We start from the raw sequence: 19,111 nt of genomic DNA, 5'->3' as shown, positions 1-19,111 counted from the left end.
CAACTCCAAGGAACCGCCCGAAAGGGCGGTTTTTTTATATGACGAGGATGTCAAAACATGCTGCTCGATTCTTCATCGGTTGATCGAAGCGTCGCTGCGTGCACCGGCGCGACATGGCAATCGTCACGCGTTGCCGCTCCCGGACGTCGACTTGCCACTGATTTTCTAACCCTTCCAGACCTTGATGACGGCATCCCGCCGTTAGCCAGGGTCAGCCACCGCGAGGAAGCGCCTTTCGTGGATCTCGTCATTGCCCAGTTCCAACACGGCCCGTTGCGTGCAGGTGATGTCAATGACCCGGTCGACGTGGGCGATGCGTTCCAGCAGGCCTTCTATGCCTGGGTGCAGCGGCAACTCCCTAAAACGCAGCGTCTCTGTTTCGGAGCTGAGCTAATGGACTCGAACGCGGTACGAGACGCAATCGAGCACCAGTACGAACGGAATGAGTTCACTCCGACCTCGCCGTTGCATCTGGCCATGAAGCTGCCCGAAGAACATCTCTATGTCATCGGGGCAAGGGGAGACGAGCTTGGTGGTGTCCACCCATTGTTGCTGCCCAGTGTGCTCCGGCTTATCGATCGGGCGTCGTGGAAGACGCTGTTTGTCCGGACGCCGGGCTGGTTTCTCAATGAGTTTTCCTGCTGGCATTGGGAAGGCGACGAAAACGCGTCCGACGATGAGGTGCGGGAACTCATTGCGGACTATCGCGGACTCGAAGGCGAAGATGCCGACCGTTATTTGCCGTCAGCGGTGAAGCCGGAGTTTTATCCGGATGAGCTGCGCCAGCCCGCCCGTATCGCTGGGAGGCGTCGAAAAAGCCCGCTGCTGAGCGAGTGCGAGCTCCTCAAACTGCGTACCCGTTGCCGCGGAATGGCCCGGCGAGTGTGTACTGAACTGATCGCTCTCACCCGCTTGCTTCGGCACGCCGGCAGGAGAGATCTGTTTCAGGGTGCTCACGACGGAAGTCCTGCCTATGCCGCCTGCAGCATCGCGTTGACCGACAGCGAGCGTATCGGCGAGCTGCTCGACGATCACTTCGAGCAGGAATCGCAGAGTGGGGAGTACACCCTCTACTCGGGCTTCAGTCCCTTTGCTTCGACTCGAGGCGCTATCCGTCGGCAGTACGCCGACTGGGCGCTCGCGTTCCAGATCGTTACCCATCTTGATCGCCTTCTGGCGCTCGTCACTCTTTGAAGGAAGATCCCATGACTGGTATTGCAAAAGGCAACACCGGCAGCGAAGTTCACCTGTCGTATGCCATTCTTTTTTATTCCGGACAGACGGGCGATCAGTTTGCGACCGTCCATCCTGTGTCCCACGACCCGAAGACTTCCCGCCCGCTGATTGGGGCTGGCCGTCCGCTGGATCGCAACGCGTTGCTGGACACGCTGCGCAATCTCGACAGAAATGCGGTGCCGAAGGCTGCGTTTCTGCCCGCGACGGTGCTCGCCGTATTGCCTGACGCGATCACATGGTGGTGTGCTCCTGCATCCCGCCGCGTGTTCGTCGACTGCAAGGAGCTCGGCAAGCGTAGCGCCGTTGTGCCGCATCCGGGTCTGGTCTTTCGGGCTGCGGCAAACGGCTTTAGCGTGTTTGCGCTGAAAGGCGCGGGGCGCCCTGCCCCAGAGTCGGAGCTCTTCGAGCCACCGTATTTCAACACCTGGGATAAGGGCCAAATCTGCATTGGCTCGGCGCACGTTCCGCGCCGTATCGATGTGGCGTCGATAGATGGTTGGGAGTCAGGTTTCTTCAATTCGGCTTTCACGCATCCGAATGTGGGCGGCAAGCGCGTCGACTACGAAGCGGGCTTCTTTGCGTTCTGGCGCGACATGCTCGATGGCAGGTTCGAAGGCGGGTATCCACTGGACGTCCTGGTTCCGGTCAAGTCGACGCTGGCTGACCTGATCAGCGGCAAGATCGGGAGCCAGCGATGAATCCGGTCGATCTGGTCCTTCAGCGTTCGTTCCCGTCGGTGATGGTGCCGGCGCGAGAACCGCTGGCCGCTATGGCGGGGCCCGGCGAGCGGCTGCTTGTCGCGGCCGACGGCGTGTATCTGGAAGTCATGCGGGCGTGGATTCACATCGTCAGGCGCATTGCGCGCTACGAAGTGGTTACTGCGATACCGTACGGCGCCGTCGAGCAGAAAACGCAGCTGCTCTGTGGACCGGTGCCCCCGGCTCTCGTTGGCGAATTTCTGCGGATGGCTCGCAGAACGCTTCCCAACGAGGCGGGAGCCTGGATCGTGTGGAACGCGGTGACGCTCGAGTTTCGACTCGTCGCGCTGCCGTCGCTCTCACACGGGCCAGGTTACCTCGTCTATGAGCGGCCGCCACTGGCGGACGGTGATTGTGTGGTCGTGGATTGTCATTCGCACGGAAGGGGGGAAGCCTTCTTCTCGCGTACCGACAATCAGGATGACCAGCACGACGTGAAGTTTGCGCTTGTGCTCGGTGAATGCCATCGGGAACCGTCGACGGCGCTGCGGCTATGCGCCAAGGGGATTTTCGAAAAGATAGCGACGATCCCCGAGCCGTGGGCAAACGCGCTTTCAGCGGAGGTGATGCGATGAGTCAGCCGATCACGCATACCATTCCGCAGGTGATGATCCAGCGGGCCTGGAAAGTCGTTGTTGTCGGGGCGGGTGGTACCGGAAGCGCATTTCTTCCGAGTCTCGCGCGTCTGCATCATGCGATGGTCGAACTGGGGCATCCGGGCGGTATCGAATGCACCGTGTTCGACGACGACACAGTGAGTGAAACGAACGTCGGACGGCAGGGGTTCTATCCGAACGACGTCGGCCAGCACAAGGCCCTTCTGATGGTCAATCGCCTGAACAACCTCATGGGGACCCGCTGGAATGCGGAGCCGCGGAGGGTGGATTCGAGCGTCAGGTTAGATGCGGATCTGGTCGTTGGATGCGTCGATTCACGTCGCGCGCGTCACGCGATTGTTCAGGCGGCGAAGCGGGGGCGTTGTTCGTATTACCTCGATTGTGGCAACGAGACGGATCGCGGCCAGGTCATTCTGGGCGAATTCGGCAAGGCACGGCATGACAGGTTGCCCCATCTGGGTGATCTGTTTCCGGACCTGCTGAACGCGAAGAATGACAAGGGCGACGACACTCCGTCATGCAGCATGGCGGACGCGCTGCGCAAACAGTCGCTCGTCATCAATCAGGCGATCTCGGTGCAGGCGTTCAATCTGCTGTGGACCCTGTTTCGCACCGGGTCGCTGACCTACTCGGCCGTTTTCGTGAACCTAGCAACGGGGCGAACGAATCCGATCCCGATTGACCCAGCGGCATGGGCGCGCTTCGGATACGAAGCGCCGCCCGCTCCGGTACCGAAGGCTCGCAAGAGCCGAAAGTCGAAGGCAAAAAGCTGAAAAATGTCGCCTCCACAAGGAGCGGCACTCCCTTTAAACAGCGCCGCCCCGTCAAACGGGCGGCGCTTTTTTGCTTTCTGGCGTGGCGTTTTCTCCGCGCGGAATGACGCCTGTTGGGTCTTCACTCGTAGTTATCCGATCGAACAGCCCGAAGCGTGGCGGACCGTATGTTTGTTTTGCGACGCCGTGGCAAGGATCGTTGAGGCGCGTAAGCTGGTGCTCGAGGACATCGCGCAGAGCGACGTTCACGTTGATAAGGCGGCTATCGGACCTGGTACTCCCCGGCACCACACCGATTCGTTTCCATGTCACGGCCGATCTGGTGTCCAGCGTCGTCGGAGTCACCTGCCCGACGTCTTGACGAAAACCGAAAGGTATCGCCATTTGGCGATGATTCCGGCTATCGGTAGGGAAGCGGGACCTTAGACTGTTCTCATTCCTCGCGCTTTTGCGCATCGACTTCACCGCACCGGCGCAGCTGGTGTGTCAGTTCTCTCCGCCGATCACTCGGTACGTTTGCGGGCGAATCATCGCTCGCGCTCTTCTTCCCCGTCAGGGCAACCTCCCTGGCGGGTCGGTTGCCCTTCATTTTTTAGAGGCAACCATGACGAATATTCAGACGCAACCGATCAAAGCAACCGTCTCTTCGGCTGCTGCTTACAGTAAGTCGCGCGAATTGCTGGATTTGGTGTACAGCCAGGGTTTCGACCAGGCAAAAACGGCGTATGCCTTTGATGCTTTCCTCGTTGATATTGGCAATGAATTTCCTGACGCCACCCAGGCAGAAGGGCGCATTGCCGGGACCGACGAACAGGTCTTCTGGATGGCAAACGGTCAGATTGTTGCGATCTGGAATCCGGAACTGGCTGTCGGCGTGAGCGGTTATACCAATCAGGTGCGCGTTGCTCCTGTCGTTCACTAAAACGCTTCATTTCAATCAGGTTCACCTTTCCGGGTGAGCCCGTCGCATCGTAGCAATACACCTTCCCCTGTCAGGGCAACCCCCTGACGGGCGGTTGCCGATTTTCTTCGAGGCAACCATGTTCAAGCTCATCACCAGCATCGTTCTTCTTTCCCTTCTGACGGCATGTGCCGGTACCGACTTCGGTTCACCGAATACGTATCAGCGCTACGACGTCCAGCGCGCAGGCACTCTCGAAGAGGGCACCGTCGTTCGCGTGCGCAGCATCACGATCGAGGCCAGTTCGGATAACTCCGGGCTGACTTCTCTCCTGAGCGCGGGGGTTGGTGCCTTTCTTGGCACTCGCACCATCGGCAGTGGTAACGGTCGTTACATCGCTGGTGCCATTACCGGTGCTGCTTCCGGCTTCATCACGCAGAAGATTTCGTCGGTCCTGTCGCATCACGCGGGGCTCGAGATCATCGTGCGCACGAACGCTGGTCGCACGCTGGTCGTCGCGCAACCCGACGATCAGGCGTTCGCTCCGGGTGACCACGTGCTTCTCGTGTCGTCCAACTCGGGACTGCGCGTCACGCATTAACGCAATTCACCACGCCGGCAACCGCTGGACATCACATGCATAGCGAGGTCTTCCGAAAGGGAGCCTCGCTTTTTTTCTTTTCGCGAGTCACTCATGCTGAAAATCCCCAAGGTGTTCTACGCCGATCGCCGCAGTGCGGGCGTGTCGACAGACGCCGTCATCACCGATCACGCTACGCGCATGTTGCGCCGCGTGGCGCGCGATCTTCGCCTTCGCTCCGGCGAGCACGAAATCGTCGCCGAGTCGGCACGCCGCGGTCGCGGCTGTCGCGTTACCCTCCGTACCCCCGCTGTCATGCTGGAACTCGCTGACTCGCCCACACGGCAATCAGTAGCGATGTCGTTCCGCACACGTCGCGGCCGCGCCGATCTGTCGGGTGGCGGCGACAACGCGGTACCGCTCGAGCAGCTGTCCTCTCGCGACGGTTACGATTCGTTGCTGGGCGGCCTGCGGCTCGCCGCTGGTCTCGACGCGGAACGCCGATAGGAGACGCCATGGAAATCGTGGATATCTTCGTCGAATACCCGTCGGGTATGAGCATCGCCGACCGTGCGACGTTCATTCAGCAACTCGAAACTGTGACGCCGTCCGAACGGCTCGCGGCGATTCTGCGCGAGTTGGCTACGTCCGAAGCACCGCCGGCAGTGACGGCGGTGATCGGTGGCGTCTCGGTGCGGCTCGATGCCCGGGTGGACGGCACGTTTTCTGTGTCGCGCGAGAGCGCTTCATCGAAAGAGTCTCGTTCCGGGTTTCGTCTGTTCAACCTCGGGCGTTCGTGGAGCAAGGACCAACGCCAGCAGTTTGGGCGCTTTGCTCATACGTTGTCAGCGGCCTCCGCCGTGGGCGCCATCGGCTACGGGCATTCGACAACGGTCTGGACGCTGGCTGCCGTGTTTAACGCTTCGGCGCTCGTCGTCCTGTTTGTGGTACTGTTTTTAATAGGCATGGATTCCATGAACGGAGAATGAACATGGGTTTAGGACTTTTTGCATTGGCCATTGGCCTGGCGGTATGTGCGTATGGCTCGTACATGACCAACCGGGGCCGCAAGGCAGATCGCGAGCGCAGTCATTCTCGTGTTTCCCACTAGACCAAAAACTGACTTTGGGCTGCGCTACGCAGCCCGCCAACAATCAAAGGCCACACCTTCGGGTGTGGCCTTTTTTCATTCTGGAACCCAACCATGTCTCAACTGATGGATTTACCCGTCGAGCTTGCCGCGGCGCCATTCGATCCGGTCGGAAAATCGGTGATCGATGTCGTCCGTCAAGTCGAACGGGCTCTTGCCCGCACGGAGATTGAGCCGGAATGGGTCTCGGTGGCTAACACCGTCGATGATCCCAAAGAAGAACAGTACGGGCTACGGTCCGCGACTGAATGGCCAGATACCTTCGCCCGACGCCGCCGGCTGAGCCTTTCCGTTGAGCGCGGGACGTCCGAAGGCTGGATCATCCAGGCAGACTTCGTCCGTTTCTTTGAAGATGGCGCAGGTAGCGGCCGTTGGCAGAGCTTCCCGCTGATGCGCATCAAATCGCTGTCGCGCTCGCAAGCCTGGACGGTTGCGGCGGTCGTCGCACGGCTGCTCGATATCGACTGAGCACCACCAGTTTCATCCTTTCCCATATGGGGCAATCGCCCCGCGGGGTGATTGCCTCTCCATTTTTCCGCAGGAGGCAAGCATGTACACCCTGACCACACCGATTTCCCAGTTCACACTTCAGACGTTGATCGAAGTGTTCCAGTTATTCCAGAGCGAACCGACTTTCAAGACGGTGGCCACGGCCGACGTCCAGCTTTATCGCGACGGGTGGCCGGTGAACGTGACCCGCTTCAATGGGGCGCTGACAATCCGTCAAACGCTATCGGCATCGGATTTCGCGACGGCACTCGTCGACGAGGTCGCGACGGCCTGGTTTGTCCGTGGCAACGAGATAGCCGCACCCTGGCAGGTACGCCCGCACCACTGGGAGAGCTTCCAGGCGCTGTTCGGCCTGGACAAGGATGTCCGGCTGCTGTTCTCGTCGAGCCAGATCGAGGCCGAGAAGGCAGCCGCAAAGTCTCGCGGCGAACACTTCCAGTTTTCAAACTGCGTCGGCAGGGCCGCGATGGAGCGCCTGGGGTTCGGGTTCAACGGCCCCCTTGAACCGGTTAGCCGTCAGATGAACGGCCGGCACGAGGTGCACGTCGCTTACGCGCTAGTGAGCAATCGACCGGTTCCAGAATCGGTCATCGCCGATTACCGCACGATGGACGACACGTTCAAATATGGCCTGGAATGGGCACGGCCGCTGCTCGATCTGCCGGAACTTCGTGGTGCATTGCACCCACGCAAGTGGGCGGCGCTGGCGCAAGTGCTCCGGCACGAGAAGATCACGCTCACCAGCGAGACCGTGCCCGTGTATGTCGACGCTGTGAGGTCACTGCCGGACGACGTCGATCCGCTCGCCGTCGACGATCGGCTCTATGAGGTCGGTTTGCTGCAATCACTGCCATTGCCAGACCGGTTCATGTCTCCGGTCGACGTCGGCACGCCGGTGTCGGAGCTCGCCGCGCGCTTGCGTGGACTGGCGGCCGATAACCGACGAACTGTTGATCTGAAGCGGGCCGAGGAGGAGCTTGCGAAAGGCCGCATTAGCAAACGGCTGTTCGAGCTACAGCGTCAGATGGTGCTTCTCGATCACGGCCGTTCGACTTATGAGTGGCCGAATCGGTTAGCGACGGGGGTCGCCGAGCGGAACGTTGGGTACCTGCTGTCGGTGCTCGATACGGCAGACGATCGCAACCGGATCAGCAAGCAGGCAGTGCGTGAGGTGCTTGGCGTGAAACTCCGCGGTCTGAAGCCAGCCGATCGGCGTCGGGCGGTCTTCGCACTTTGCGGCTTCGATGAAACGGCCCAGTCTGCATGGGAGGCCGCGGAGGCAGTCCGGCGCGAGGCGGAACAGCACGCGGAGGACGCGAGGCGGGCGAGAGAGGCGGCCGAGGGCTCGAAGTACCGACGTCCTGATGGCTCCCTCGTGAGCGGTGCGGCCCACGTCGACGAGTCGATCGCTGCGGGCGTTGTGGAAATTCGCGACTGGCGCAAAGGTGCGAGCAGGGAGTATGTGCTCGTGAACCCTGTCAGCAAGGAAGGTCGCGCGCTGCGCGCGAAAGACGGCACCCTGGCGTACGCCAGGACCGTGCTGGATGCGCGGCTCGCGGCCTGATCCTTTCGGTTACCGTTTCAGGAGCGAATTATGAAAGACATCATTGTTGATTGTCTTGGGCGGTTCGGCTGGCAAAAAGACCGGATTGTCGATGCTTTCAGTAAGACATTCGAGACCGTTGTCGCGCCGAAGCGGGCCAGCATCTGGTTGAGTTTCGATCAGGAGGGCAATCGGTGGTGGCTCACCAGGGGCGACTTCACCAGTGCCGGCGAAAATGTACTAGCTGCCAGCTACGCGATTTTTCCCGACGGCATGCTTCGGAGCGAAATCGAGCAGACCGTCGCGGCGCTTGTGGTCGAGATGGAGTGCAAGATCGCAGGAGCGTATTCGGTTCGTCTGTTAGGAAAATAAGCTGTAAAAACACCACCCCAAGAAGTATTCGTCGTCGTTTCTCAGCCCTCCGCGCGCAACTGCGTCTGGAGGGCTTTTTTATACCCGATTCCAGCGCCTTTTGTCGGCGCTGCTTTTAACTGGAGACCGATATGCGTTTTGACCGCAGACCGCGTGTCGAAGGCCTGACGTGGACCGCACGAAGGGAAGCTGCCTACCTGCGACGGCACAAGCGGGCTCAGGAGAAGATTGACCGCGAGTATCCGCTGTTCGCGCATCAGTTTGCACCGGCACCGATGAATGACGTCGACGCCGAGAAAGAGCGTCGCGAACGGATGGCGCTTGCAGGTGACCAGCGTATGCGCAACCTCGAGGCGAAGCACTGGCGTGAGGGCAGGGCCGCGGACTTCGCGTGTGAGCCGAGCGTTCGCGGGCAGATCATCGCCGAGTGGACAGGTTGGCGAGGTCCGGCGAGAGCCGGCTATCTCATCTACGTCGTCGAAAAGCACAGCGGGGCTGCTGACGAAAGAGCGCGGCAGTATCGCGCCAGAGTCGCGAAGTTGCGCGCACAGATCGAGAAGCAGCTCGATGCTGAGTGTTCCCTGGCGCTTTTCTAATAATCGTTTGAACGGGCCGGCGCTTACGCACCGGCTTTTTTTTTGAGCTACAGGTTTGCTCGCCTGCCCAAAGCTGGGTCGAAAATCGAACCTTTCTGCAGAGTGCTATCACGGGAGGGGCCTAGACTTCAGTAATCACCTGCGTCCATGACGCATCGATCCGCCGGTCTCCGGCATCCATTTGCCCCGTCGGGAACACGTCCCTTCGGGCGTTGTTCGTGGGGCTCACGAAGAGGTACCCCATGAACCAGCAACCCGCACGACCTGAAGAGCCGCACGTGACGATCGTTGACGTTGAGAATGCGATCAACGTCTGGCGTAACCGGTCGCCATCGCCAGTAAGCGACGACGAGCCATTGATCCTTTGCACCCAGGCACGCACTCTTGCGGACCTCTACGGGCGCATGATCGTGGAACGGCGCACGAGCGTGCCGATAGCGAAAATCTCCACCGCGCAGAAAACTGCGTTGGAACAGGCGAAACCGTAGTACTGCATTTTTCCGCGTCAATTGACGCATCGATCTGCCGCTTCGCGGCATTCCATCTTCCCCACAGGGACCACGTCCCTGCGGGGCGTCGTTCGTGTGGGGTTTTCTTTTTCAGGCAAACCCATGAACGCACCTGCATCCCCGGTCGCCACGCGACCCATAGTCAACCCATCCCAACTCATCGAACTCCTCACGGCCTATGTGCCGGCGCGTCTTCCAACACTCATCACCGGCATTCCGGGCATCGGCAAGAGCGACATCGTCGAGCAGGTTGCGAATGCGACTGGTCACGACTTGCTCATCAGCCATCCCGTTGTCGAGGACCCGACCGACTCCAAAGGCCTGCCGTTCCCCTCGGCTGACGGAAAAAGCGCGGCGCATCTGCCGTTCGGCGATCTGGAACTCGCCATGAATAGCAAAGCACCGCTTATCTGGTTTCTGGACGACCTCGGCCAGGCGTCGCAGGCCGTTCAGGCGGCGAAGATGCAACTGCTGCTTGCCCGGCGTGTTGGTAGCCATAAGCTCCCGCCGCATGTGACGTTCGTCGCCGCCACCAATCGCCGTACCGACAACGCAGGGGTGACAGGGATTCTCGATCCAGTCATTTCCCGTTTCGCGACGGTTGTCGAGTTGCAGACGTCGGTCAACGACTGGACGGTGTGGGCGGTTCGCAACGATGTGCCGGTCGAGCTGATCGCCTTCCTGCGTTTCCGTCCGGATCTGCTCGTGCTCCCGAAAAAGAGCCGCGATATCGAGAGCTCGCCGAGTCCGCGAAGCTGGGGGTTTTTGGGAAAGACGATGCCGGTCGTGCCCAGGGGATTGGAACTGCTCTCCTACTCAGGGACAGTTGGGTCAGAGGCTGCGTCCGAGTTCATGAGTTTTCTCGGAATCTACCGGCAGCTTCCATCGCCGGATTCAATCCTGCTCAATCCCGATACAGCCCCGATCCCGGAAAACACCTCCGCGCTCTATGCGGTGACCGCGGCTCTCGCCGCGTATTCCAACGAAGGCAACTTCGATCGCGTGCTGACGTACACGGACCGAATCATCAGTGGTGGGGGCCGCGAGTTCGGGGCTCTGCTCGTGCGCGATGCGCTTCGTCGCACCGCCACGCTCGCAAACACCGACGCATTCGTTCGTGCGCAGGGCGGCGAGATCGGCAAGATCATTCAAGGCAACTGATCCATTCTGTATTTCTGTTGTTTCTGGCTACGACCTGCACCCGCACGTCGTGGCCTTTTTCTTTCTGCTTCATCCATCTCTTACTTTTCTGGAGTTATCCATGAACATCACCGATATCAAATCGAAGGTCATGCTGTCGTCGGTCACGATCTCCGCGTGGCACGCCCGTTGTTTCGACGGGAAGGTTACTGAGGAGGTCGAGAAGTCGCATCAGGCCAAAGGCATCGGGCGCTTTAACAAGCGGCTTATGCCGGAGCATGCGCCGAGCTACAAGGAAGCGGTGTCGATCGGGAACCGCATCCGCGCGTACTACTACGATCATTCGCTGGACTACGACCAGCTGGGCGTACGCCTCCTGCCGACGATGATCTACATGGACTTCGCCGACCACATGCGCAAGCTGAAGGATGAGTTCGATCTGGCCGTTTCGGTTTTCCTGACGGACTACCTCGACCTGAAGGAACAGGCGCGCGCTGAGTTGAACGGACTGTTCAACGAAGCGGACTATCCGAGCCTCGCGCAGATGTCCGGCAAGTTCGGCATCAAGATGGCTGTGCTGCCATTTCCAGACGCAAGCCAGTTCGGTATTGATCTGCCGGAGAACGTACTCTCGTCGCTGCAGGGCGAGATCGATCAGCACGTGCTGGCCAGCATTTCGACGGCTAACAACGATCTGGTTGGCCGTCTGTACGAGGCTACCTCGAAGCTGGCTGACCGGCTGTACGCGGAAGGCAACGTCCGGCTGGACGTGACCAACCAGGTGCGCGAACTTTGTGAGCTGCTGCCGAAGCTGAATTTCAGCAACGATCCGAAGCTCACGCATATTCTCGATCAGGCGACGAAGCACCTTGCCGTTCATACCGGCGCGGATCTGAAAGATTCGCGCGTGCTGCGCTCACAGGTCGCTGCAAAAGCCCAGGAAATCGAAGGGCTGATGGCGGCGTTTATGGGCGGCACGCCGGAGCCGATGCAAGATCAGGCGCCGGCGCTGGAAGATCAGACGCCGCTTCTGCGACTCGTTGCCTGAGGTACGCATGGATCCGCGAATCTCAAAGCAGCGCACCGCGCTTGTTCTGGATCAGCCATTCTTCGGTGCGCTGGCGCTTCGTCTGACCGTCGTGGAGGATCCGTCCTGCGAGACGTTCTGGACTGACTCGGAGCGGGTAGGTTACAACCCGGCGTATCTGGCGAGTGTGAACGATCTCGAAGTTCGGGGCGTGCTGGCGCACGAAGTACTGCACGTGGCCAACGGTCACTGCTGGCGTATGGGCGATCGTGACCCGGACCTCTGGAACGACGCCTGCGATCATGCGATCAACCCGATCCTGAAATCGGCGGGATTCATTCTGCCGGCCGGGGCTCTGATCGATCCGCGTTTTTCCGGAATGGCGGCCGAAGAGATTTACTCGATCCTCGCGCAGGAGGCGCGGAAGAGGGAGAAGGGGAAGAAGGAGGGTGGCAAAACGGGCGGGAAGCCAGGCGACGAGTCAGGTGGACAATCCGGGGGCAATGCCCCGCCGCAATCCGCGAACGGCGCGAACACTCCGGACGCAACCCCGAGCCCCAAATCCGCGCCTTCATGCGGCGAGGTGCGTCAGTACAAGGGTGACGACAAGCCGGTGAAGGAAGCCGAATGGAAGGTTGCCGTGCTTCAGGCTGCGAAAGCGGCCCAGATGCGCGGTGGTCTGCCTGGCGGGCTGCAGGCGATGGTCGGGCAGGCAGTTGAGCCGATTGTCGACTGGCGCTCGATCCTGCACCGGTTTGCGCAGCAGGCGTCGCCGACTGATTACAGCTTCGCGATGCCTAACCGGCGCTATCTGCATCTGGGGCTGTACCTGCCGGCACTTCATGAACCGGCTGTGGGTGACGCGGTGTTTGTGCGCGATTCCAGTGGCTCGGTTTTCGACGAAACGCAGGCCCAGTTTGACGCGGAGATTCTCGCCGTGAACGACAGCCTGCGGCCGCGGCGCCTCATCGTGATGGATTGCGATGTGCGCGTCACCCAGGTGCAGATTTTCGAGCGGGGCGATCCGATCGAGCTTCTTCCAGTGCGAGGTGGTGGTGGCACGGCGTTCGTCGATCCGTTCACGCGCGTCGCGGAAGATGGGATTAATCCGGCGTTTCTCGTCTATCTGACGGATATGGAGGGACGGTTCCCGGATGAGGCGCCCGGGTTTCCCGTCCTGTGGGCATCGACCACACCGCTGCGGCGCGCGAAACAGGCACCGTTCGGCGAGACGATGGAAGTGATCTGTTGAGTGGGCTTGTTGCTGCTGCCCGTTTCCCTGACCCAAGCCCGGCTATCCAGCCGGGCTTTTTGTATGGACGCACGCTATTCGAAGAGGTCGGCCTGCCTGTAGACCGCGTTTGGCCTGTGCTTTTGCTTGTCCATCGGCTTTTCTTCGATACGGAAGAAGTCAGGATCCACGCCCGCGTGTTTGGCGGCCGCAAGCCAGTCGGGCATCGGACCGACCCCGTTCCAGTCGTTGCCTCGCGCATCACGATAAATCGGCGGGTGTGCGAGATCTTCTTCTATCGACGCGCCCAGCGCTTCGAATGTGATGCCGAACTCTGCCATGCGGCGGCGGATCCAGATGATGAGGCGGTCGCGCGCCTCGCCGTCAGCTATTTTCCCTTTCATTCTGAGATACCGGTTTGAGTTGCCGGATTATAACGAGAGGCAGAAAAAAGCCCGCCTCAAGGGCGGGCTGAATCCATATCGGAGGAGACATGGAGGAGACGGGATTAAGTATAAACCCGAATCCGGAAAGCTGCATGCATCGCCCGAACAACACTGAATTGCAAAACTGGCACTCAGGCGCGCTTGCGTGCGACCTGTTCGAAGGATTCGCCTGCCCGGAAGCGGTCAAGTCGGTCGCTGGCATCAGCGATTACCGATAACGGCGCGCGCTGCAACTGGTAATCGTAAGTGGTTGCGATGGTCGCAAACTGCGCGAATCCATCCTCGTCGAGTATCCAGACACCGGTGTCACGGCCGCGATCAAATGCCGCCGAAATGACGCTTTCCGCGCTCTGCATCTGATCGAATGTCGCCGCGCCATATCCAGCCTCGGCCAGCAGACCGGTGAGAATCATTGCCTGGGTCATCGTTTGCGCAGCCTGTACGTTGCCGCAGCCGCGCCTGAGCGCGTCCAGCGCGATGTGAACCTGCAGCGAAAACTCGTCGGCCGATGCGCGGGGCATCGGCAGCAACAGGGTCTTCGCGCGGCGCGCGCGGGCCGCCTGCGGGTTTCGGTTGAACGGAATCGTTTTTGCCATCGTTGAAAGTGGTTAAGTCTGGTCGTCGTCCGACGTCGAACGGCGCGCGGCCTTGAACGCCTCGACATAGCGTAGCGCCTGTTCGCATTGGTCAAGAGTGAGCGCGTGGATGGAGGCCGGCACCGGATCAAAGCCTGATTCGGTTGCAACCCAGCGGATCGCTTTCGCTCGGGCTTCGAACGCGTTCACACCGTCACGGCGGACTTTGCCCGCGACGAGCGGCTCGAGCGCATCGTGCAGTCGGCTCTTCGCATCCCGCAACGATGCATTCGCCAGTCGCCCAAGCGGCACGTTACGCGTGCTACGCGCATGGATACCGATCCATGCCTGACAAGCGGTGCAGATCCACACGGGCCCATGGTCATCGCGATAGGGATAAGTGTCATCATCGCAACGGGTGAGCGCGGCGCGCCCACCGCAGTAGTCACACAACGGTTGCGGCAAGGCCTTGACGGGTTTGCCTACGCGCACTTTGGCGCCTCCACGGCAGCTTCAGGGTGATTCATGACAGTAAGCGGATTATCGAAATGGGGCAAAAGCTATACGATTTTCGTGAGCTTACCGGGTTAAGCCCGTCAACCGGTTGACGACCCGGGGCTATGCCGACGATCAACGAACTGTGATCGGGCGCGGATTCGACGACGTTGAATAGGGAGACTCATGTTGGCGCGCCGCTGTGTCGCGTTGCTGGCAAAAGCTCCCTTATTTGGTCGCTCTTTCGGTCTGCTTCGGGCTTTGCCAGCCTGAACAATAGCAGCATGACTGAATCTGCCGAAAATCCCCTGCTCAAGCTGCGCCCGCTCGAAGAGAGCGCGGTCAGGATGTTTTTCGAATCGTTGATGCCGCTGCGAGAGCATTTCGAGGCGCCGGACGTTGCCGAAATCATGATTAACAATTTCGACAACGTGTTCGTCGAGCGGCGTGGGCAGATGCATCGGCTCGATCTTCGACTGAATCAGGCGACCCTCAACGGGGCCGTTCTCTCGCTTGCGGCGTCCGTCGATAAATCGGCGCGCGCCGGAACGTCACAGGGGATCATCAACGCCGGCCACAAGGGCTTGCGGATCGCAGCCGTGATGCATCCGACTGCGATTGACGGCAACGCCCTGTCGATCCGCAAACACCACGACAAGCACCTATCGCTTCCCGACTACGTTGCGATGGGCGCGTTCTCGCGGGTTCATGCGCTTCACGACCGCACGGACGAGAATCCCTTTTTTCCGGGCATCGAGAACGAATCGCTGATGGCCGCGGTGAGCGAGCTGATCCTCCAGCGCAAAAACATTCTTGTCGCTGGCGGCACGTCGACCGGCAAGACCACGTTCCTGAACGCGTTGGCCACGCAGATTCCTGCGGATCAGCGTGTCATTACCATCGAGGACACGATGGAGCTGAAGTTGCGCGTGCCCAACCTCGTGCGCTTCCTTTCAAACCCCGAGAAGGGCGTCACGACACAGGCGTTAGTCGCGCTGTGTCTGCGGTTCCGGCCCGACCGGATCGTCGTTGGTGAAGTTCGCGGGGGCGAGGCATTCGACTTCATCCAGGCGCTGAGCACCGGGCACGACGGCGGCCTCGGCTCGATTCACGCGAACAACGCGCGCGGTGGTCTGAGCCGTCTGGAAAGTCTCGCGATGCTCGGCATCCCGACTGGCAGCCGATGGGACCTTGCCGACATGCGCAAGTCGATAGCCGACTGTTTCAACTACGTCATCCATCTGCGCCGCACCGGCGAGATGCGCCACGTCTCCGAGATCGTTGAGATCAAGGGTTTCAAGGATGGGGATTATGTCCTCAATCGTGTTTTCTAACTGATTGGAGCTTTGCAATGAAGTATCTCGACTCAACCCGTACCCGACTGCGTGCGCTCGCCGCTGGCACGTTCCAGCGCTTTCTCAGCCGCCGGGAGATCCGCTCCACGCTTGTCGCCGGAGCGCTTGCCTTCTTCGCCCCGTTTGCCTCCGCGGTCAGCATGACGGACCTGGGGCCGGCCACGGATGTGATCTGCCTGATTCAGGCCTACATCAGCGGGCCGTGGCTGTATGGGATCGGCATCGTCCTCATCATCGTCGGCGCCGTAGCAATCGCGAACTCCGAAAGCACGATCGGCAAGATCATCTCATCCGTTTTCGTCGGGCTGGGTCTGGCGGCTTGCGCGGTGAACATCGTCAAGAACCATCTCGGCATCACATTCGCCTGTGCGTAATCCGACCAAGGTCAGTCGAGGTCTTTCGCTGCCGCGCCAGATGGGTGGGGCAGACCGCGGCCTCGCCATTGCCAACGGCACGATGACGGTGTTGCTCTGCTATTCGAGCATGACGCCGACCTTCCTCGTCGTTGGCATTGCCGTGCACTGGCTGCTGCGTTGGAAAAGCTCGAAAGACCCGTGGTGGAAGCAGGTGATGACGGTCTATAACCGCTACGCGGACGTTTATCAGCCGATGCCGACCACGAAGTTCTCGGCGCGTTTCAAGCGCCCCTACGGTTTCGATCAGGATCTTCAATGCTGAAGAAGAAGCTTCTGGCCCGCTCGATCCAGGAGATCGCGCCCTGGGCAACGATGGTCACGCCTGAACTTGTCCTGAATAAGGACGGGTCGTTGCTGACCGCCTTTACGTTCGGCGGGATCGACGCCGACAGCCCGAATACGGCGGACATATCGGCAGCGCGTGACAACCTCGACCGCGCGTGCAAGAACTTCGATCATCGCGTTACTGCGTGGTGGCGGCTGGCGCACCGCCGTGTCAAGGGCGAAATCGAGGGCGAATTCGCCGCGGACATCGACGAGCGTATCGACTCGATAAACCGCAAGCACGTGGGCAGCGGGAAGTATTTCCGCAACACGCATTCGCTCGCGCTTGCCTATACGCCCGAGACGGGCGTCAACAAGATTTTCGACAAGATTGCCTATCACATGACGGTGGGCGGCAAGTCGATGTTCTCGGCGATGCTCGAGGCGGCGAAGGATTCGATCCTGGCCCGTAGCGCGTTCGTGTTCGATATCGAACGGCTGACCACCGACATCAAGCGGTTCGAATCGGTGCTCGATGCCTTCAAGGGGAGCGTAACTCGCCTGAGGATGACGCGCCTGCTGCTACAGGATTCGCTCGCCTTCCTGCACCAGAGCGCCAATCCTTCCGTTCCGCCGCGCCGTGTCCGGTATCCGGTGACGATGCTCGACTCGCACCTGACCGAGAGCGAGATTACGGTTGGTGCGGACACACTCATGTTCGACTCCGCATACGGCAGGCGCTACGCCAGGATTGTTGCCGTCAAGGAATGGATGGGCTTTCAGGAGGCTGCGCTCGACGTTCTCGCCGAAGTCGATGCCGAGCTCGATGTATGCGTGATGTTCCGTTTCCTCGATACCGCGAAGGCAACCGGCTATATCGAAAAGATCCGGAAGTTCTACAAGATCGCCGCCTTCAATCCGTGGTCGATCCTCAAGGCGTATTTCTCGAAGGAAGAACAGAAGAACGACAAGGGACGCGAGCGCCTGGCTGACGAGGCGGAAGACGCGCTTGAGAAGCTGGTTGCCGACGGTCAGCAGTACGGATTCGCGAACGTCTCCGTCATCGTTTATGGCGACACATTCAAGGAATGCGAAGATGCTACCCGAGACGTCGTCGGAAAAATCGGTAGCGCAGGCTTCGGTGTGATTGTGGAGCGCGACAACCTCTTCGCAGCCTGGTCGTCGACACTGCCCGGACGCTGGGACCAGCAGCGTCGCCTGCAGTTTGTCGAGACAGCCGCGGCGTCCGACATAGCGCCCGTGCGTAGTGTCTCCGAGGGTAGCACGGTGAATGCGTGGCTCACTCAGCAGTCCGGCCAGAAGACCGGCCCGCTCACCATGCTGCCGACCCGTCACAAGACGCTTCAACGCGTCAACCTGCACCGACCCGGTGGCGCATCGCACCTGCTCGTCCTCGGGCCGATCGGCATGGGTAAATCGATCATGCTGAATTTCCTGATGTCGCAGACGGGGCGGCACGGCGCGCGCCGCGTCCGGTTCGACAAGGATCGCTCGACGCGGATTCCGACGGTGCTCGCAGGTGGCCGTTTCATCGACGCGACGGGCCGGTTTGAAGCCGCAACGTCGGTCAATCCGCTGTCCCTGCTGCACGATGAGAAGCACTATCCGTACGTCGCCGAGTGGGTGCAGATGGCCATCGAGGACGACCAGTTCCGGTGCACCAAGCCTCAGGAACGGACGATCTTCGAGGCCGTCAAGACGCTCGGCGACGGTTACGGTCCAGAGCTATGGACCCTGTCGTACCTGAACACGTTCCTGCCCGACGAGCTCCGTGAGCGGCTCGCCGTGTGGACGCAGGGGGAAAAGAACGGGCGCTTCTTCGATCACGCAGAAGACGCCTTTGCGCTGTCGGACGACATTTCGATCGAAATGGGTGACCTGTTCCTGAACTTTCCGGTCGCGGCGGCGCTGTTCATGGATTACGCGTTCTATCGGATTGCGCAATGGCTCGACGGCAAGCGCTACACGGTCATTGAGGTAGAGGAGGCCGGGTTCTTCTTCCAGAACGAGCGCTTCTACAAGCGCCTGGAAGTCTGGGCGGTCACAATCCGCAAGCTCAATGCCACGTTGATGATGGCGACCCAATCGCTCGCGCAGGTGGCGCGAATTGCAGACTTCGAGGTGCTCAAGGAGAACATCCCGAACATCCTCTACCTGCCCAACCCGGATGCAAAAAACAACCTGCACCTCTATCAGGACAAGTTCGGCCTGACGCTCGATCAGATCGCCATGATTTCTGACGCGGTCCCTAACCGCGACTACCTGTGGGTCACGCCTGACCAGACCCGGATGTTGCAGGCGAGCTTCCCAAAAGAAACGCTCGCCGTGCTGCGCTCGGACGGTCGCGCGCAAGCCGTGCTCGACAAGCACTACACGTCAGGTGCACCTGGCTGGCGCGAAGCGTATCTGCGCGAAATGATGACCCTCGACTGATAGCGGAGCCGACGATGAATCGCAGCGTTTTCCGTTTGCGGCGGCCCGCACTCATGTTGGCGGTCCGTCAGCACAGCCGCGCGCACTGGAGGCAGCGGCCGCCAATCCGCGTGCTCCGGTCACGAAAGAAATCACTATCCGCGTCACGCGGTCAATCCTTTGG

At 60.4% G+C, this 19,111-nt stretch carries 24 protein-coding genes; 20 read left to right on the top strand and 4 right to left on the bottom strand.

The genetic code is table 11. The annotated features are described in order from the left end of the window. Window positions 1-57: 57 nt before the first annotated feature. The 16 genes from PQQ86_RS39640 to PQQ86_RS39565 all read left to right on the top strand — a co-directional run bounded on the left by PQQ86_RS39640 (window position 58) and on the right by PQQ86_RS39565 (window position 12,964). Window positions 58-1,194: a PRTRC system protein F gene (locus PQQ86_RS39640; RefSeq protein WP_408279711.1), complete on the top strand. Its 1,137-nt coding sequence runs from the start codon at window positions 58-60 to the stop codon at window positions 1,192-1,194. An 11-nt stretch (window positions 1,195-1,205) separates the two neighbouring features. Then, the gene (locus PQQ86_RS39635; RefSeq protein WP_408279710.1) at window positions 1,206-1,934 is read left to right on the top strand and encodes a PRTRC system protein B; all 729 of its coding nucleotides are present in this window, start codon (window positions 1,206-1,208) and stop codon (window positions 1,932-1,934) included. Then, on the top strand, window positions 1,931-2,569 hold the full coding sequence (locus tag PQQ86_RS39630) for a PRTRC system protein A (protein WP_408279709.1): 639 nt from the start codon (window positions 1,931-1,933) through the stop codon (window positions 2,567-2,569). Before PQQ86_RS39635 ends, PQQ86_RS39630 begins: the two co-directional genes overlap by 4 nt. Further along, the gene (locus PQQ86_RS39625; protein WP_408279708.1) at window positions 2,566-3,384 is read left to right on the top strand and encodes a PRTRC system ThiF family protein; all 819 of its coding nucleotides are present in this window, start codon (window positions 2,566-2,568) and stop codon (window positions 3,382-3,384) included. The genes PQQ86_RS39630 and PQQ86_RS39625 overlap by 4 nt, the downstream gene beginning before the upstream one ends. Before the next feature lie 604 nt (window positions 3,385-3,988). Continuing rightward, the gene (locus tag PQQ86_RS39620) at window positions 3,989-4,306 is read left to right on the top strand and encodes a hypothetical protein (protein WP_408279707.1); all 318 of its coding nucleotides are present in this window, start codon (window positions 3,989-3,991) and stop codon (window positions 4,304-4,306) included. 118 nt (window positions 4,307-4,424) lie between these two features. After that, window positions 4,425-4,886, top strand: a complete 462-nt coding sequence (locus PQQ86_RS39615; RefSeq protein WP_408279706.1) for an outer membrane lipoprotein — start codon at window positions 4,425-4,427, stop codon at window positions 4,884-4,886. Window positions 4,887-4,979: 93 nt separating this feature from the next. Beyond that, a complete protein-coding gene (locus PQQ86_RS39610; RefSeq protein WP_408279705.1) occupies window positions 4,980-5,372 on the top strand; it encodes a hypothetical protein in 393 nt (130 codons plus the stop codon). A gap of 8 nt (window positions 5,373-5,380) precedes the next feature. Then, the gene (locus tag PQQ86_RS39605) at window positions 5,381-5,854 is read left to right on the top strand and encodes a hypothetical protein (RefSeq protein ID WP_408279704.1); all 474 of its coding nucleotides are present in this window, start codon (window positions 5,381-5,383) and stop codon (window positions 5,852-5,854) included. A 215-nt stretch (window positions 5,855-6,069) separates the two neighbouring features. Then, on the top strand, window positions 6,070-6,483 hold the full coding sequence (locus PQQ86_RS39600) for a hypothetical protein (protein ID WP_408279703.1): 414 nt from the start codon (window positions 6,070-6,072) through the stop codon (window positions 6,481-6,483). A gap of 82 nt (window positions 6,484-6,565) precedes the next feature. Then, window positions 6,566-8,089: a hypothetical protein gene (locus tag PQQ86_RS39595; RefSeq protein WP_408279702.1), complete on the top strand. Its 1,524-nt coding sequence runs from the start codon at window positions 6,566-6,568 to the stop codon at window positions 8,087-8,089. A 30-nt stretch (window positions 8,090-8,119) separates the two neighbouring features. Continuing rightward, the gene (locus tag PQQ86_RS39590) at window positions 8,120-8,440 is read left to right on the top strand and encodes a hypothetical protein (RefSeq protein ID WP_408279701.1); all 321 of its coding nucleotides are present in this window, start codon (window positions 8,120-8,122) and stop codon (window positions 8,438-8,440) included. 131 nt (window positions 8,441-8,571) lie between these two features. Next, entirely contained in the window at window positions 8,572-9,036 is a 465-nt protein-coding gene (locus tag PQQ86_RS39585) for a hypothetical protein (protein ID WP_408279700.1), read from the top strand. Window positions 9,037-9,278: 242 nt separating this feature from the next. Next, window positions 9,279-9,524 carry a DUF3717 domain-containing protein gene (locus PQQ86_RS39580; RefSeq protein WP_408279699.1) on the top strand — a complete coding sequence of 82 codons (246 nt, stop codon included), beginning with the start codon at window positions 9,279-9,281 and terminating at the stop codon, window positions 9,522-9,524. Window positions 9,525-9,647: 123 nt separating this feature from the next. Next, entirely contained in the window at window positions 9,648-10,706 is a 1,059-nt protein-coding gene (locus tag PQQ86_RS39575; RefSeq protein ID WP_408279743.1) for an ATP-binding protein, read from the top strand. A 100-nt stretch (window positions 10,707-10,806) separates the two neighbouring features. Then, the gene (locus tag PQQ86_RS39570; RefSeq protein ID WP_408279698.1) at window positions 10,807-11,733 is read left to right on the top strand and encodes a hypothetical protein; all 927 of its coding nucleotides are present in this window, start codon (window positions 10,807-10,809) and stop codon (window positions 11,731-11,733) included. Between the two features lie 7 nt (window positions 11,734-11,740). Further along, window positions 11,741-12,964, top strand: a complete 1,224-nt coding sequence (locus PQQ86_RS39565) for a vWA domain-containing protein (RefSeq protein WP_408279697.1) — start codon at window positions 11,741-11,743, stop codon at window positions 12,962-12,964. Window positions 12,965-13,038: 74 nt separating this feature from the next. Here the strand turns inward: PQQ86_RS39565 and PQQ86_RS39560 are convergent, their stop codons facing one another. The 4 genes from PQQ86_RS39560 to PQQ86_RS39765 all read right to left on the bottom strand — a co-directional run bounded on the left by PQQ86_RS39560 (window position 13,039) and on the right by PQQ86_RS39765 (window position 14,920). Continuing rightward, window positions 13,039-13,347, bottom strand: a complete 309-nt coding sequence (locus PQQ86_RS39560) for an H-NS family nucleoid-associated regulatory protein (protein WP_408279696.1) — start codon at window positions 13,345-13,347, stop codon at window positions 13,039-13,041. 173 nt (window positions 13,348-13,520) lie between these two features. Then, complete coding sequence (locus tag PQQ86_RS39555; RefSeq protein ID WP_408279695.1) at window positions 13,521-13,985, bottom strand: hypothetical protein; 465 nt, start codon at window positions 13,983-13,985, stop codon at window positions 13,521-13,523. Window positions 13,986-13,997: 12 nt separating this feature from the next. Further along, window positions 13,998-14,456 carry a zinc-finger-containing protein gene (locus PQQ86_RS39550; RefSeq protein WP_408279694.1) on the bottom strand — a complete coding sequence of 153 codons (459 nt, stop codon included), beginning with the start codon at window positions 14,454-14,456 and terminating at the stop codon, window positions 13,998-14,000. Between the two features lie 104 nt (window positions 14,457-14,560). Beyond that, the gene (locus PQQ86_RS39765; protein WP_459252440.1) at window positions 14,561-14,920 is read right to left on the bottom strand and encodes a hypothetical protein; all 360 of its coding nucleotides are present in this window, start codon (window positions 14,918-14,920) and stop codon (window positions 14,561-14,563) included. Here PQQ86_RS39765 and PQQ86_RS39545 point away from each other — a divergent pair. The 4 genes from PQQ86_RS39545 to PQQ86_RS39530 are packed head-to-tail and all read left to right on the top strand — an operon-like array spanning window position 14,807 to window position 18,948. Next, the gene (locus PQQ86_RS39545; RefSeq protein WP_459252439.1) at window positions 14,807-15,793 is read left to right on the top strand and encodes a TadA family conjugal transfer-associated ATPase; all 987 of its coding nucleotides are present in this window, start codon (window positions 14,807-14,809) and stop codon (window positions 15,791-15,793) included. The two genes, PQQ86_RS39765 and PQQ86_RS39545, sit on opposite strands and share 114 nt — an antisense overlap. A 17-nt stretch (window positions 15,794-15,810) precedes the next feature. Then, window positions 15,811-16,188, top strand: coding sequence for a TrbC/VirB2 family protein (locus PQQ86_RS39540; RefSeq protein WP_408279692.1), 378 nt, complete (start codon window positions 15,811-15,813; stop codon window positions 16,186-16,188). A gap of 40 nt (window positions 16,189-16,228) precedes the next feature. Beyond that, window positions 16,229-16,492, top strand: coding sequence for a conjugal transfer protein (locus PQQ86_RS39535; protein ID WP_234488151.1), 264 nt, complete (start codon window positions 16,229-16,231; stop codon window positions 16,490-16,492). Then, the gene (locus PQQ86_RS39530; RefSeq protein ID WP_408279691.1) at window positions 16,486-18,948 is read left to right on the top strand and encodes a VirB4 family type IV secretion system protein; all 2,463 of its coding nucleotides are present in this window, start codon (window positions 16,486-16,488) and stop codon (window positions 18,946-18,948) included. Before PQQ86_RS39535 ends, PQQ86_RS39530 begins: the two co-directional genes overlap by 7 nt. Window positions 18,949-19,111 lie beyond the last annotated feature (163 nt).

The organism is Paraburkholderia sediminicola, from assembly GCF_046026675.1.
GTDB classification, from domain to species: Bacteria; Pseudomonadota; Gammaproteobacteria; order Burkholderiales; family Burkholderiaceae; genus Paraburkholderia; species Paraburkholderia sediminicola_F.
This window is presented reverse-complemented; position numbering and strand designations above follow the sequence as displayed.